The sequence below is a fragment of the Streptomyces sp. NPDC024555 genome, from assembly GCF_055559335.1.
In genome coordinates this window covers 248,872-262,295 of sequence record NZ_JBVHKV010000006.1, presented here as the reverse complement: position 1 = coordinate 262,295, position 13,424 = coordinate 248,872, and the positions used below count along the sequence as shown (strand labels likewise).

The window sequence follows — 13,424 nt, the reverse complement described above, 5'->3', positions numbered from 1 at the left end:
GAGTACGGCGTCCTGTGGTGTCCCATCGCCGTTCCACACAGCCCGGCACGAGCCGGAGCGTCCGGGTGACCGTCGTCTCGGCCGCGGCGGCGACCGCCGCCGCGGCGCTCGGCGCGAGCGCGGCGCACGCCGAACCGCAGGACACACCGCAGACCGCGGGGGCCCGGGTCGACCGCCTCTTCACCGAGGCCGAACGCGCCACCGAGCAGTACAACCGGGCCGCGGAGGACACCGTCCGGCTGCGCGGCCAGATCGGCCGGGCCCAGGACCGGGCCGCCCGGGTCCAGGAACGCGTCAACCGACTGCGCGAGGAGCTGGGCTCGGCGGCCCGCGAGCAGTACCGCTCCGGCGGCATCGACCCCTCCCTCGCCCTGCTGCTCTCCTCCGATCCGGACACCTATCTGGACCGGGCCGCCACGCTCGGCCGGGTGCACGACAGCCGGGCCCTCACCCTGGCCCGGCTCCGCAAGGCCCAGCGCGCGCTCGCCCAGACCCGGGCCGAGGCCGCCGGGGCCCTGGCCGAACTGGAGCGCGGCCGGGCGGCCGTCAGCAGCCACAAGCGCACCGTCGAACGCAAGCTCCGCGAGGCCCGCCGGCTCCTCAAGGCGCTCCCCGCGAGCGACCGCGACAGCTACGGCCGCGCCTCGCGCGGCGCCCGTACCGACGCCTCCTGGGTCCTGGGCGGACTCCCGGCGGGCTCCTCGCACGCGGCCGCCGCCGTCGCCGCCGCCACCGGCGCGCTCGGCCGGCCGTACGTCTGGGGAGCCAACGGCCCCTCCGGATTCGACTGCTCCGGACTGATGCAGTGGGCGTACGCCCAGGCCGGGGTGAGCCTGCCCCGCACCTCGCAGGCCCAGCGGTACGCGGGCCGCCAGGTGCCGCTCTCCGAGGCCCGCCCCGGCGACCTCGTCGTCTACCGGGCGGACGCCAGCCACGTCGGCATGTACGTCGGCGGCGGACGCGTCATCCACGCCCCGTACCCCGGCGCCGCCGTCCGCTACGACCCGGTCGGCATGATGCCCGTCTCCTCGGTCACCCGGGTCTGACCGTACCCTCGGTCATGTGGCTGGTCAGGGGCGTACCGCGGTGCGGGCGCGCGAGGGACGACGGCGGGCGGCGGGTGCCGTGCTCGCCGTCCTGCTGGGCGCGGCCGGCTGCGGGGCCCCCGCCGACCGGGCCCCCGACACCACCGCCCGCGACGTCCGCGCCACCCTGGACCGGCGGGCCGACGCCGTGCTCCACCACGACCCCGGGGGCTATCTCGCGGTCGTCGCCCCGGACGCCACCGCCCTGCGCACCGCCCAGCGCCGGGAGATCGCCCGCCTCGCGGACGTGCCGATCGGCTCCTGGAGCTACCGGGTGACCGATCTGGACCCGCACGGCGCCGACCGGGTCACCGCCGAGGTCCGGCTCGGCTACCGGATCAAGGACTACGACGCCGCTCCCGTCTCCGTGGACCGGGTCCTGGAGCTGGAACGGGACGCGGAGGACGGCCGCTGGTACCTCACGGCCGACCGGGCGGCCTCCGGCGGCGGGCGCCAGCTGTGGGAGCAGGGCGACATCGAGGTGGTGCGCGGCAGCCACAGCCTGGTGCTGGGCGTCGGCCGCTCCCGCGCGGAACTGGACGGGATCGCGGCCACCGCGGACGCGGCCGTCCCGGCCGTCTCGGCGGCCTGGCCGGAGCGCTGGGCCGGACGCGTGGTGGTGCTGGTGCCCGGCACGGTGACCGGCATGGCGGAGCTGCTGGGCTCGCCCGCCGCGAACTACCGGGGCATAGCGGCCGTCACCACCGGGGAGACCGGCGGTTCGGGGAAGGCGCCCGCCGACCGGGTGATCGTCAACCCGGAGGCGTACACGATGCTCGGCTCCTTCGGGCAGCACGTCGTCCTCACCCACGAGACCACCCATGTCGCGACCCGCGCCCGGACCTCCTCGGCCACCCCCTCCTGGCTCTCCGAGGGCTTCGCGGACTGGGCCGCCTACCGCGACGAGGAGCGCACCGCCGCCGAGGTCGCGCCCGAGCTGGCCGACGCCGTCCGGGCGGGCGAGGTGCCCGCCGCGCTCCCCACCGACGAGGACTTCGGCTTCGCCGGGGACGCCGGCCGGCTGGCGCGGGCGTACGAGGGGGGCTGGCTGGCCTGCGCGCTGATCGCCGACGAGTGGGGCGAGGCGAAGCTGTTCGCGTTCTACCGGGCCGTCGGGGGGCACTCCGGACGGGACGGGGCGGTGGAGCAGGCCCTGCACGAGGTGCTGGGGACCACCCCGCAGGACTTCACCGCGCGCTGGCGGGAGTATCTGGAGAGCCGGCTCGGCTGACCTCGGCCGGCTCCGCGTCCACGGGGGCCGGCGCCGCGGCCCGAGGCGCCGGCCGCACCGTGTCCCGCCACAGCGTCGCGCCCGCCGTCAGGCACGCCGCGACCAGCAGACCGTTGCGCAGGAACATCAGGGTCACCCCGGTGGCGTCACTGGTCACCACATGGATGAAGCCCAGCGGGAACTCCAGCTGGGTGACGAACGTCGCCACCAGGACCAGCCCGGCCGGCCACGCCATCCGGCTCTCCCGCAGCACCAGGCAGACCGCGGCGAGCCCCACCAGCCACAGCATGTACTGGGGGCTGATCACCCGGCTGGTGGTGGTGAACAGCAGCACCGCCGTGAACGCCGCGTCCGCCGGCGTGCTCACCCCGAACGTCCGCGCCCGCAGCCGCCACACCAGCAGCCAGCCGAACGCCACCGCGCTCAGCCCCAGCGCCAGCGTGCTGACCAGCGGCACGTGCGGGCCCAGGAACTCCAGCGAGCCGTAGTGCAGCTCCACCCGGCCCTCCCAGCCGAACTGCCGCGCCACATGGAAGACCAGCGCCCCCAGCGACTCCACCTCGGTGCCCCGGTCGCGCTGGAAGCCCAGGAACGCCAGCGCGCCCGGCGCCGCCGCCGCGCACAGCACCAGCAGACCGGCCGCCGCCCCGGCCGCCGTCGTCCACGCCAGCCGGGTCGCCCGGCCGCGCGCCGTCCCGGCCAGCACCAGCACCGGCCACACCTTCAGCAGCGCCCCGAACGCGGCCAGCGCGCCCAGCACCCGGGGATGCCGCAGCCCCGCCAGCAGCGCCGCCACCGCGACGGCCGTCACCATCACGTCGTAACGGGCGTACGCCGTCGTGCCCAGCAGCGGCACCCCGGCCACCCAGACCCAGACCCCGGCCGTGCGCCGCCCCGGCCCGTCGCTCGCGCGCAGCAGCAGCGCCAGCACCAGCCCGTCGCAGAGGAACGCCAGCACGAAGAAGGCCGAGGCGTAGTCCAGGAAGGGCAGCAGCCCCGGGGAGAGGATCGCCAGGGCCGCCGCGGGCGGGTACTGCCAGGTGACGTCCGACTGCGGATAACTGCCCGACCTCAGCACATCGGCCCAGCCGTGGTAGATCACCGACACGTCGCTCGTCACGTCCGGACCCGGCAGCGTGATCACCTTGACCACGCAGAGCAGCAGCAGGGACCTGGTCAGCGCCCACACCGCGAAGGCCGCCGACCGCGTGCCGCTCGTACCCCTCATGACCCGCCCTCACCCGTTGTCCGCGTGTACGAGGAGCCATGATGCCCGGTCGCCCGGTGCGAAACCCATCGGACGGGGCCGCCCGGTACTGTCGGCGGCGATGGACAAGACCTTGATCGTGACCAATGACTTCCCGCCGCGCCCCGGCGGCATCCAGGCGTTCCTGCACAACATGGCGCTGCGGCTCGACCCGGACCGGGTCGTCGTCTACGCCTCGACCTGGAAGCACGGCGCCGAGGGAGCGGCGGCCACCGCCGCCTTCGACGCGGAGCAGCCCTTCCCGGTGGTCCGCGACCGTACGACGATGCTGCTGCCGACCCCCGGGGCGACCCGGCGGGCCACGGCGCTGCTGCGCGAGCACGGCTGCACCTCCGTCTGGTTCGGCGCCGCCGCCCCGCTCGGTCTGATGGCCCCGGCCCTGCGCCGCGCGGGCGCCCGCCGGCTGGTCGCCACCACGCACGGCCACGAGGCCGGCTGGGCCCAGCTGCCCGCCGCCCGGCAGCTGCTGCGGCGGATCGGGGAGTCCACGGACACGATCACCCATCTGGGCGAGTACACCCGTACGCGGATCGCCTCCGCGCTCACCCCGGCGGCCGCCGCCCGGATGGTCCAGCTGCCGCCCGGCGTCGACGAGAAGACCTTCCACCCGGACTCGGGCGGGGACCGGGTGCGGGCCCGGCTCGGGCTCACCGACCGGCCGGTCGTCGTCTGCGTCTCCCGGCTGGTGCCGCGCAAGGGCCAGGACACCCTGATCCTCGCCATGCCCGCGATCCTGGCCCGGCGCCCCGACGCGGTGCTGCTGATCGTCGGCGGCGGGCCCTACGAGGCGGAGCTGCGGAAGCTGGCCCGGGAGACCGGGGTGGCCGGCTCGGTGCGGTTCACCGGGGCGGTGCCCTGGGAGGAGCTGCCCGCGCACTACGGGGCCGGTGACGTCTTCGCGATGCCGTGCCGGACCCGGCGCGGCGGCCTCGACGTGGAGGGCCTGGGCATCGTCTATCTGGAGGCCTCCGCGACCGGGCTGCCGGTGGTCGCGGGCGACTCGGGCGGCGCGCCGGACGCGGTGCTCGACGGGGAGACCGGCTGGGTGGTGCGCGGCGGCTCGGCCGAGGAGGCGGCGGAGCGGATCCTCGCGCTGCTGGACGATCCGGAGCTGGCCCGGCGGATGGGGGAGCGGGGCCGGGCCTGGGTCGAGGAGAAATGGCGCTGGGACCTGCTGGCCGAACGGCTGAGGGAACTGCTCTGAGCCGGTACGCGCGAGGGGGCCCGCACCGGTCCGGTGCGGGCCCCCTCGCGTACGGCTCACGCGGTCACGAGCGGTAGATCGACTCCACCTCGTCCGCGAAGTCCTTCGCCACCACGTTCCGCTTGAGCTTCAGCGACGGGGTGATGTGGCCCGCCTCCTCGGTGAACTGGGCGCCCAGGATGCGGAACTTGCGGACGGACTCGGCCTTGGACACCGCCGCGTTGCCGTCGTCGATCGCGCGCTGCACCTCGGCCAGCAGCTCCGGGTCCTCGCGCAGCGAGAGCGCGGTGGAACCGGCGGGCTTGCCGTGCTCCTCGGCCCAGCGGCCCAGGAACTCCTCGTCCAGGGTCACCAGTGCGCCCACGAACGGACGGCCGTCGCCGACCACCATGCACTCCGCCACCAGGGCGTGGCCGCGGATGCGGTCCTCGATGACGGCGGGGGCGACGTTCTTGCCGCCGGCCGTCACGATGATCTCCTTCTTGCGGCCGGTGATCGCGAGGTAGCCGTCCTCGTCGAGGGTGCCGATGTCCCCGGTGTGGAACCAGCCGTCGGCCAGCGCCTCGGCCGTGGCCGCCTCGTTGTTCCAGTAGCCGGAGAACAGGTGCTCGCCGTGGAGCAGCACCTCGCCGTCGTCCGCGATGCGGACCACGGAGCCGGGCAGCGGCTGGCCGACCGTGCCGATCTTCTGCCGGTCCCAGGGGTTGAAGGCGGTGGCCGCGCAGGTCTCGGTCAGCCCGTAGCCCTCCAGGACGGTGAAGCCGATGCCCCGGTAGAAGTGGCCGAGCCGCTCGCCGAGCGGGGCGCCGCCGGAGATCGCGTACTCGCCCCGGCCGCCGAGGACCGCGCGCAGCTTGCTGTAGACGAGCCGGTCGAAGACCCGGTGCCGGAACCTCAGGCCCAGCGAGGGGCCCTGCGGGGTGGAGAGCGCGCGGCTGTAGGCGATGGCCGTGTTCGCGGCCCGGTCGAAGATCTTTCCCTTGCCGTCGGCCTGCGCCTTGGCCCGCGCCGAGTTGTAGACCTTCTCGAAGACCCGGGGCACGCCGAGGATCAGCGTGGGCCGGAACGAGGCGAGTTCGTCGGTGAGGTTCTTGATGTCCGGTACGCAGCCGAGCTTGATCGGCGCCATCACGGAGGCGACCTCGACCAGCCGGCCGAAGACGTGCGCGGTGGGCAGGAAGAGCAGGACCGAGCACTCGCCGGTGCGGAACAGCGGCTTCAGCCGCTCGACCACGTTGCCGCACTCCGCGAAGAAGCTGCGGTGGGTGAGCACACAGCCCTTGGGGCGGCCCGTGGTGCCCGAGGTGTAGACGATGGTGGCCGGGTCGTCGGCCTTGGCGCTCGCGGCGCGCAGCTCCACGGTCTCCTCGGAGACGCCGGCGCCCTCGGCGGTCAGCGTGTCGATCGCGCCCCGGTCGATCTGCCACACATGGCGCAGCTCGGGCAGCCGGTCGCGCACGGAGGCCACGGTCGCGGCGTGCGCGTCGCTCTCCACCAGCACCGCGACCGCGCCCGAGTCGCCGAGGATCCACTGCACCTGCTCGGCGGAGCTGGTCTCGTACACCGGCACGGTGACGGCGCCCGCGCTCCAGATCGCGAAGTCCAGCTGCACCCACTCGTAGCGGGTGCGCGACATCAGCGCGACCCGGTCGCCGGGCTCCACGCCCGCGGCGATCAGGCCCTTCGCGGCGGCCCTGACCTCGGCCAGGAAGGCCGTGGCGGTGACGTCCGTCCAGACGCCCGCCACCTTGCGGCTCATCACCGCGACATCGGGATGCTGAGCGGCATTGCGGCGGATGAGATCCGTCAGGTTGCCGTCCGAGGGGACCTCGTACAGGGCCGGAAGGCTGAACTCGCGCAAGACTGCTGCTCCTCATCGGGCTCCGGTGCCACGGCTCTGTGTGATGCACCGGCGCGGTCCAAGATGGCGGGTGCTCAGTGGGGTGAGCACGACTGGACTGCCCGGACGTTACCCACCAGTACTCGGTTCCGGATAGGGGGTTCGGGCCAGATGTCTTATGCGTCACACAGATTGGTGGTCCTCTCCCGCACAGTAGTGCACCGGGACCGCCCGGCGGAGGTAACCGCAGGTAGGACCGCCTCTGTCCAGACGCGGGCCGGAGTCCTAGGGTGAGCGCCATGCGAGCAGCAGCGAACGCCGGGACAGCGGTCCGGAAGGGGCGCACCCGCGTCCACGTGGTCAGCGACGTGCACGGCAACACCGAGGCGCTGGCCCGCGCCGGGGACGGCGCCGACGCCCTCGTCTGCCTCGGTGACCTGGTGCTCTTCCTCGACTACGCGGACCACTCGCGCGGCATCTTCCCCGACCTCTTCGGCGTGGAGAACGCCGACCGGATCGTCGCCCTGCGCACCGCGCGCCGCTTCGACGAGGCCCGGGACTTCGGCCGGGCGCTCTGGGCGGGCCGGGACCGCGACGCCGCGATCGCCTCCGCCGTGCGCAAGCAGTACGCCGAGATGTTCGCCGCGATGCCCTCGCCGACGTACGCCACCTACGGAAACGTCGACATCCCCGCCCTGTGGCCGGAGTACGCCGGCCCCGGCACCACCGTCCTGGACGGCCAGCGCGCCGAGATCGGCGGACTGGTCTTCGGCTTCGTCGGCGGCGGCCTGCGCACCCCCATGCGCACCCCGTACGAGATCGACGACGAGGAGTACGCAGCCAAGATCGAGGCGGTCGGCGACGTCGACGTGCTCTGCACCCACATCCCGCCCGACGTCCCCGAGCTGACCTACGACACCGTGGCCCGCCGCTTCGAACGCGGCAGCCGGGCCCTCCTCGACGCCGTCCGCCGCACCCGCCCCCGCTACGCGCTTTTCGGCCATGTCCACCAGCCGCTGGTCCGCCGGATGCGGATCGGCGCCACCGAGTGCGTGAACGTCGGCCACTTCGCCTCGACCGGGCTGCCCTGGGCGCTGGAGTGGTGACCGCGCCCCGGGCCCGGAGCGCCGGACGCACGCGATAGCCTTCTGGCGGCAGGCCTCTGCCGACGGACCGGTACACCGCACTGGAGGGCCACAGCGATGGCTGAACACACCAGCTCGACGATCACGATCGAGGCGGCACCGGCCGACGTCATGCGGGTGATCGCCGACTTCGACCGCTATCCGGAATGGACCGGCGAGGTCAAGGAGGCCGAGGTCCTGGCCACCGACGACCGGGGCCGCGCGGAGAAGGTCCGGCTGGTCCTGGACGCCGGAGCGATCAAGGACGACCACACCCTCGCGTACACCTGGATCGGCGACTACGAGGTCGGCTGGACCCTGGTCAAGTCCCAGATGCTGCGCTCCCTGGACGGTTCGTACGCGCTCGCGCCGCTCGGCGACGGCGACCGCACCGAGGTCACCTACCGGCTGACCGTCGACGTCAAGATCCCCATGCTCGGCATGATCAAGCGCAAGGCCGAGAAGGTCATCATCGACCGGGCCCTGGCCGGTCTCAAGAAGCGCGTCGAGTCCGTCCCGAAGGGCTGAACCCCGTGCGTACGGTCCTGGTCACCGGCCCCGGCGGCGCCGGCCGTACCACCGCGGCGGCGGCGACCGCCCTGGCCGGATCCCGACGGGGCGACCGCACCCTGCTGATCACGGCCGGCCCCGTCCCCGGACTCCCCGCCCAGGCCGTTCCCACCGCCGTCACCGACACGCTGGACTGCGTCACGGTCGACTCCGGCACGCACTTCCGCGCCGAACTCCTCGCCCTCCAGGAGAAGCTGTCCGGTCTCCTCGGACTGCTCGGCGGCAACCCGCTGGACGGCGAGGAACTCACCGAACTGCCCGGCAGCACCGAACTGGCCCTGCTCCACACCCTGCGCCGCGCCGCCCGGGGCGACTGGTCGCGGCCCGGCTACGACCTCCTCGTCGTCGACCTGCCCCCGCTGCGCGAGGCCCTCGCCCTGCTCGCCCTGCCCGAACGGCTCCGCCGCTATCTGCGCCGGCTGCTCCCGCAGGAGCGCCAGGCCGCCCGCGCCCTGCGCCCGATGCTCGCCCAGCTGGCCGGGGTGCCGGCCCCCGCCCAGTGGCTGTACGAGGCCGCCGCCCGCCGCGACGCCGAACTGGCCGAGGTCCAGGCCCTGATCGAGGACCGCGCCACCACCCTGCGGCTCGTCGCCGAACCGGGCCCCGCCGCCGAGGACGCCCTGCGCGCCGCCCGCACCGGCCTCGCCCTGCACGGACTGCGCGTCGACGCCCTGCTCGCCAACCGGGTGCTGCCCCGGCACTCCGCCGACCCCTGGTTCGCCGCGCTCGCCGCCCAGCAGGACAAGACCCTCGACCGCTGGGACGCCGAGCCGCCCGCCGGGGCCGCCGCCGTCCGCCTGCCGCACCTGGGCCGCGACCCCCGGGGCCCCGAGGACCTGGCCGCCCTGGACGCCCCGGCGCCGGACCGCCGCGAGGAGGGACGCGCCGAGGACCCCTGGTGGATCGAGGAGGCCGCCGGTGCCGAGGGCGCCGAAGGGGGTGCGGGGGCCGACGGGATACTCGTCTGGTGCCTGCGGCTGCCCGGCGCCGTCAAGAAGGACCTCCAACTGGTCCGCAGGGGCGGTGAACTGCTGCTGACCGTCGGCGCGTTCCACCGCATCGTCCCCCTGGAGTCCGCGCTGCGCCGCTGCACCGTCGCGGGCGCCGCCCTCACCGACGGGGTGCTGCGCGTGCGGTTCGTCCCCGACCCGGAGCTGTGGCCCAGGACGGGCTGAACGCCGTACCACCGTTCGGGTAACGTCGGTGGTACGCGACCGGTATCCGTCCGGTGCGCGGGGCCGCAGGCCCGCCACGTCGCAGGAGTCCGCCATGAGCGATGCCACCGATCGTCCCGTCGACGACGACGCCTGGGCCCAGGCCTGCGCCGAGGACCTCGCCGCCGAGAAGGCCCGCCGCCGCGCCGAGCACGGCGCGCCGCCCGGCTCCGCCGCCGAGGAGCTGCGCAAGCTGGTCGACGCCGTGGCCGACAAGCTCGGCTCCTTCCAGGCGCCGCTGCTCGGCGCCGCCGCCCAGGGCGCCGTCCAGCAGGCCATCCGCCAGGCGAAGGCCGCCGTCGAGCCCGTCATCGAGCGCAATCCAGACGTTTTCGACCACATCGCCGCAGCCGGCAGCGAACTGCTCGCCGCCTACCGCTCGGCGGTCGAGGGGCAGGAACGCCGCTGGACCCAGGGCGCGGGCGACCCCGCGGGCACCGAATCGAAGGCGGACGACGCCTCCGGCCCCCGGGACGAAGGTCCCGGCGGGGGCGAACACATCGACCTGGACTGACCGCAGCGTCAGGACAGGCCCCGGCCTCGGGTACGGTTGCCTCAGCGGGGCTCGACCGGAACTGAGGGATTCATGGGACTCACCATCGGCGTCGATATCGGCGGCACGAAGATCGCGGCTGGAGTGGTCGACGAGGAGGGCCACATCCTCTCGACGTTCAAGGTGCCGACCCCGCCGACCGCCGAAGGCATCGTGGACGCGATCGCCGCGGCGGTGTCCGGCGCGAGCGAGGGACATCCCGTCGAGGCGGTCGGCATCGGCGCCGCCGGCTACGTCGACGACAAGCGGGCCACGGTGCTGTTCGCACCGAACATCAACTGGCGGCACGAGCCGCTGAAGGACAAGGTCGAGCAGCGCGTCGGCCTTCCCGTCGTCGTCGAGAACGACGCCAACGCGGCCGCCTGGGGCGAGTACCGCTTCGGCGCGGGCCAGGGCCACGACGACGTCATCTGCATCACGCTCGGCACCGGCCTCGGCGGCGGCATCATCATCGGCAACAAGCTGCGCCGCGGACGCTTCGGCGTGGCCGCCGAGTTCGGCCACATCCGGGTCGTCCCGGACGGGCTGCTCTGCGGCTGCGGCAGCCAGGGCTGCTGGGAGCAGTACGCCTCCGGCCGCGCCCTCGTGCGGTACGCGAAGCAGCGCGCCAACGCCACCCCCGAGAACGCCACGATCCTCCTGGCGCTCGGTGACGGCACGGTCGAGGGCATCGAGGGCAAGCACATCAGCGAGGCCGCCCGGCAGGGCTGCCCCGTGGCCGTCGACTCCTTCCGCGAGCTGGCCCGCTGGGCCGGCGCCGGACTGGCCGACCTCGCCTCGCTCTTCGACCCCTCCGCGTTCATCGTCGGCGGCGGCGTCTCGGACGAGGGCGAGCTGGTCCTCGACCCGATCCGCAAGTCCTTCCGCCGCTGGCTGATCGGCGGCGAATGGCGCCCGCACGCCCAGGTCCTCGCGGCCCAACTCGGCGGCAAGGCCGGACTGGTGGGCGCGGCGGACCTGGCCCGCCAGGGCTGATCCACCGTCACGGACGAATCGACCGGACGCCCGTCGCGCCCTCTGGGGAGCGACGGGCGTCCGGTCGTATCGTGAGGCGCATGGCCACGATGACGTCGCTGCCCGAGTCCCGTACCGAACAGGACGGTTCGGCCGTCGTCCGGGTGCTCGGCTACAACATCCGGTCGATGCGCGACGACTGCGAGGCGCTGGCCCGCGTCGTCCGCGCCTGCGACCCGGACCTGGTGCTGATCCAGGAGGCACCGCGCTTCTTCCGGTGGCGCAAGCGGGTCGCCTGGCTGGCCGCCCGCACGGATCTGGTGGTCCTGGGCGGCGGTGCCACCGCGGCCGGTCCGCTGCTGCTGTGCTCGCTGCGGGCGACGGTGGAGCGCACCGAGGACATCCTGCTGCCGCTCACCCCGGGGCTGCACCGCCGGGGGTTCGCCACCGCCGTGGTCCGGATCGCCGGGACCCGGATCGGGGTGCTGAGCTGCCATCTGAGCCTTCAGCGCAGGGAGCGTCTGGCACAGGCGCGGCTGCTGCTGGAGACGGTGGACGCGATGGGCGTGGACCATGTGGTCGTCGCCGGTGACCTCAACGACGTACCGAGCGGGCGGGCCTTCCGGTTGCTCGCCGGGCGGCTCCAGGACTGCTGGGAGGCGCATCCCCTCGGCGGGGAGTACACCTTCCCGCAGCACGACCCGCTGCGGCGGCTGGACGCGGTCTTCGTCACCCGGGGCATCGAGGTGCTGGGCTGCGGGGTGCCGGAGGACCTGCCGGGGATCCGGCGCTCCGATCTGCTCGCCGCGACCGATCATCTGCCGGTGCTGGCGGCGCTGAGGGTGCCGGCCGGCGGCTGAGCCGGCCGGCCCGCGTGCCGCACGGACCGGCCGGCGGCGTGCCCGGTCTCAGACCACCGCGCCGCGGCCCGGGTCGTCCCCGTCCTCGTCGTCCGGGTCCATCCGCGCGACCAGCGTGACGAATCCCCCCAGGAAGCCGCCGACGCCCACGGTCGTCAGCCACCAGGTCATCTCCCAGCGCAGGAGCACCGCGAGCAGCAGCAGGACCGGCCCGCCCACCACCGCGAGCCAGGCGAACTTCGAGGTGACGTCCGCCTCCGGCAGCGGCGGCGGCTCCGGCGGCACGAAGTGCCCCTCGTCCTCGCCGTCGAGGTCGTTCTCCCCGGGCTCGGCCGGCTCGTAGTCGCGCGGGCCGACGCCGGGGGCGAAGACGACGGAGCTGCCGAGCGGCTTCTCCGGGGGCCGGGGCGCGCTCTTGCCGAGGCCCTTGTCCGGGGCCGGGTCGACGGGGTCCTCCGGCAGGGCGAGGTCCTCCACCGAGCGGAAGGGCCGGGCGCCCGGCGGGTCCGGCGGCTCCTCGCCGTATCCCGCGACGATCGCCTTCCAGGCGGCCTCCTCGTCGATTCCGCGCTCCGGCCCGTCGGCCGGGGCCGGGTCGGCGGGCGCCGTCGGCGCGCCGCCCTCCTCGTCGGGCGCGGCCGCTCCCGCGGCGTGGAGCGGCTCGCGCTCCTCCTCGCTGCCTGTGCGCTCCGCGTCGTGCTCAGCCACCGGACGTGCTCCCCTTCTTCCCGAGGCTCGGCGCGAGGCGGCCGATGAACGAGACGCTCTCGTCGAAGATCCGCTCCGCATCATGGTCCAACGTCGCGACGTGGTAGCTCTGTTCCAGCAGGATCTCCTCGACGTCCGTGGAGGAGATCCGGCTCAGGATGCGGACCGTGTCGGCGGGCGGCACCACATGGTCCTGGCGGCTGTGGAGCAGCAGCACGGGCTGGGTGACCTGGGGCAGCTCCGTGTCGACCAGCCGGAAGAAAGTGCGCACCGAATGCGCGGCGTGCAGCGGCACCCGGTCGTAGCCCGTCTCCTGGACGCCCTCCTTCGCGATGTCGCTCGCCAGCCCCTTCGTCGTCCGCACCAGATGGCGGGCGACCGGCAGCGCGTACGCCGAGAGGCCGTGCACCTTGTTGGCAGGATTGACCAGCACCAGACCCGCCACCGCGTCCCCGTACCGCGCGGCGAGGCGCAGGGCGAGCGCGCCGCCCATGGACAGACCGAAGACGAAGACCTGCTCGCACCGCTCCAGCAGTGCCCGCAGCGCCCGGTCCACCTCCGCGTACCAGTCCTGCCAGCCGGTGATCTGCATGTCCTCCCAGCGCGTGCCGTGCCCCGGCAGCAGCGGCAGCGAGACCGTGAACCCGCGCGCGGCCAGATGGTCGGCCCAGGGGCGCAGCGACTGCGGGGAGCCGGTGAAGCCGTGGCAGAGAAGGACGCCGACCTCTCCGCCCTCGTGGCGGAACGGCTCGGCTCCAGGAAGGACCGGCACCGGGGTCTCCTGTTCGTGAGGCTCGGAGGGGAGCGGAAGGGG

13 protein-coding genes are annotated in these 13,424 nt (G+C 74.4%); 9 read left to right on the top strand and 4 right to left on the bottom strand.

Annotated features, from left to right (window positions below; genetic code table 11):
- Nucleotides 1-14 precede the first annotated feature (14 nt).
- On the top strand, nt 15-1,046 hold the full coding sequence (locus tag ACZ4FH_RS12705; protein WP_467304294.1) for a C40 family peptidase: 1,032 nt from the start codon (nt 15-17) through the stop codon (nt 1,044-1,046).
- A 16-nt stretch (nt 1,047-1,062) separates the two neighbouring features.
- Nucleotides 1,063-2,316, top strand: a complete 1,254-nt coding sequence (locus ACZ4FH_RS12700; RefSeq protein WP_467304293.1) for a hypothetical protein — start codon at nt 1,063-1,065, stop codon at nt 2,314-2,316.
- Here the strand turns inward: ACZ4FH_RS12700 and ACZ4FH_RS12695 are convergent.
- Complete coding sequence (locus ACZ4FH_RS12695; protein ID WP_467304291.1) at nt 2,273-3,544, bottom strand: glycosyltransferase 87 family protein; 1,272 nt, start codon at nt 3,542-3,544, stop codon at nt 2,273-2,275. The genes ACZ4FH_RS12700 and ACZ4FH_RS12695 overlap by 44 nt on opposite strands.
- A gap of 100 nt (nt 3,545-3,644) precedes the next feature.
- On the opposite strand from ACZ4FH_RS12695, the gene ACZ4FH_RS12690 reads away from it, so the two are divergent.
- The gene (locus tag ACZ4FH_RS12690; protein WP_467304290.1) at nt 3,645-4,787 is read left to right on the top strand and encodes a glycosyltransferase family 4 protein; all 1,143 of its coding nucleotides are present in this window, start codon (nt 3,645-3,647) and stop codon (nt 4,785-4,787) included.
- A 64-nt stretch (nt 4,788-4,851) separates the two neighbouring features.
- Here the strand turns inward: ACZ4FH_RS12690 and ACZ4FH_RS12685 are convergent, their stop codons facing one another.
- Complete coding sequence (locus tag ACZ4FH_RS12685; RefSeq protein WP_467304288.1) at nt 4,852-6,648, bottom strand: AMP-dependent synthetase/ligase; 1,797 nt, start codon at nt 6,646-6,648, stop codon at nt 4,852-4,854.
- Between the two features lie 278 nt (nt 6,649-6,926).
- On the opposite strand from ACZ4FH_RS12685, the gene ACZ4FH_RS12680 reads away from it, so the two are divergent.
- The 6 genes from ACZ4FH_RS12680 to ACZ4FH_RS12655 all read left to right on the top strand — a co-directional run bounded on the left by ACZ4FH_RS12680 (nt 6,927) and on the right by ACZ4FH_RS12655 (nt 11,902).
- Nucleotides 6,927-7,733, top strand: a complete 807-nt coding sequence (locus ACZ4FH_RS12680; RefSeq protein ID WP_467304286.1) for a metallophosphoesterase family protein — start codon at nt 6,927-6,929, stop codon at nt 7,731-7,733.
- A gap of 96 nt (nt 7,734-7,829) precedes the next feature.
- On the top strand, nt 7,830-8,279 hold the full coding sequence (locus ACZ4FH_RS12675; RefSeq protein ID WP_467304284.1) for an SRPBCC family protein: 450 nt from the start codon (nt 7,830-7,832) through the stop codon (nt 8,277-8,279).
- Nucleotides 8,280-8,284: 5 nt separating this feature from the next.
- The gene (locus ACZ4FH_RS12670; protein ID WP_467304283.1) at nt 8,285-9,496 is read left to right on the top strand and encodes an ArsA family ATPase; all 1,212 of its coding nucleotides are present in this window, start codon (nt 8,285-8,287) and stop codon (nt 9,494-9,496) included.
- A 94-nt stretch (nt 9,497-9,590) separates the two neighbouring features.
- Nucleotides 9,591-10,049, top strand: coding sequence for a DUF5304 domain-containing protein (locus ACZ4FH_RS12665; protein WP_383643369.1), 459 nt, complete (start codon nt 9,591-9,593; stop codon nt 10,047-10,049).
- A gap of 72 nt (nt 10,050-10,121) precedes the next feature.
- A complete protein-coding gene (locus ACZ4FH_RS12660; RefSeq protein WP_073735568.1) occupies nt 10,122-11,063 on the top strand; it encodes an ROK family glucokinase in 942 nt (313 codons plus the stop codon).
- A gap of 80 nt (nt 11,064-11,143) precedes the next feature.
- Nucleotides 11,144-11,902 carry an endonuclease/exonuclease/phosphatase family protein gene (locus tag ACZ4FH_RS12655; RefSeq protein WP_467304279.1) on the top strand — a complete coding sequence of 253 codons (759 nt, stop codon included), beginning with the start codon at nt 11,144-11,146 and terminating at the stop codon, nt 11,900-11,902.
- A 48-nt stretch (nt 11,903-11,950) separates the two neighbouring features.
- Here the strand turns inward: ACZ4FH_RS12655 and ACZ4FH_RS12650 are convergent, their stop codons facing one another.
- Together ACZ4FH_RS12650 and ACZ4FH_RS12645 are read right to left on the bottom strand one after the other, a co-directional pair.
- Nucleotides 11,951-12,610, bottom strand: coding sequence for a hypothetical protein (locus ACZ4FH_RS12650; protein ID WP_467304278.1), 660 nt, complete (start codon nt 12,608-12,610; stop codon nt 11,951-11,953).
- Complete coding sequence (locus tag ACZ4FH_RS12645) at nt 12,603-13,382, bottom strand: alpha/beta hydrolase (protein WP_467304276.1); 780 nt, start codon at nt 13,380-13,382, stop codon at nt 12,603-12,605. The genes ACZ4FH_RS12650 and ACZ4FH_RS12645 overlap by 8 nt, the downstream gene beginning before the upstream one ends.
- Nucleotides 13,383-13,424 lie beyond the last annotated feature (42 nt).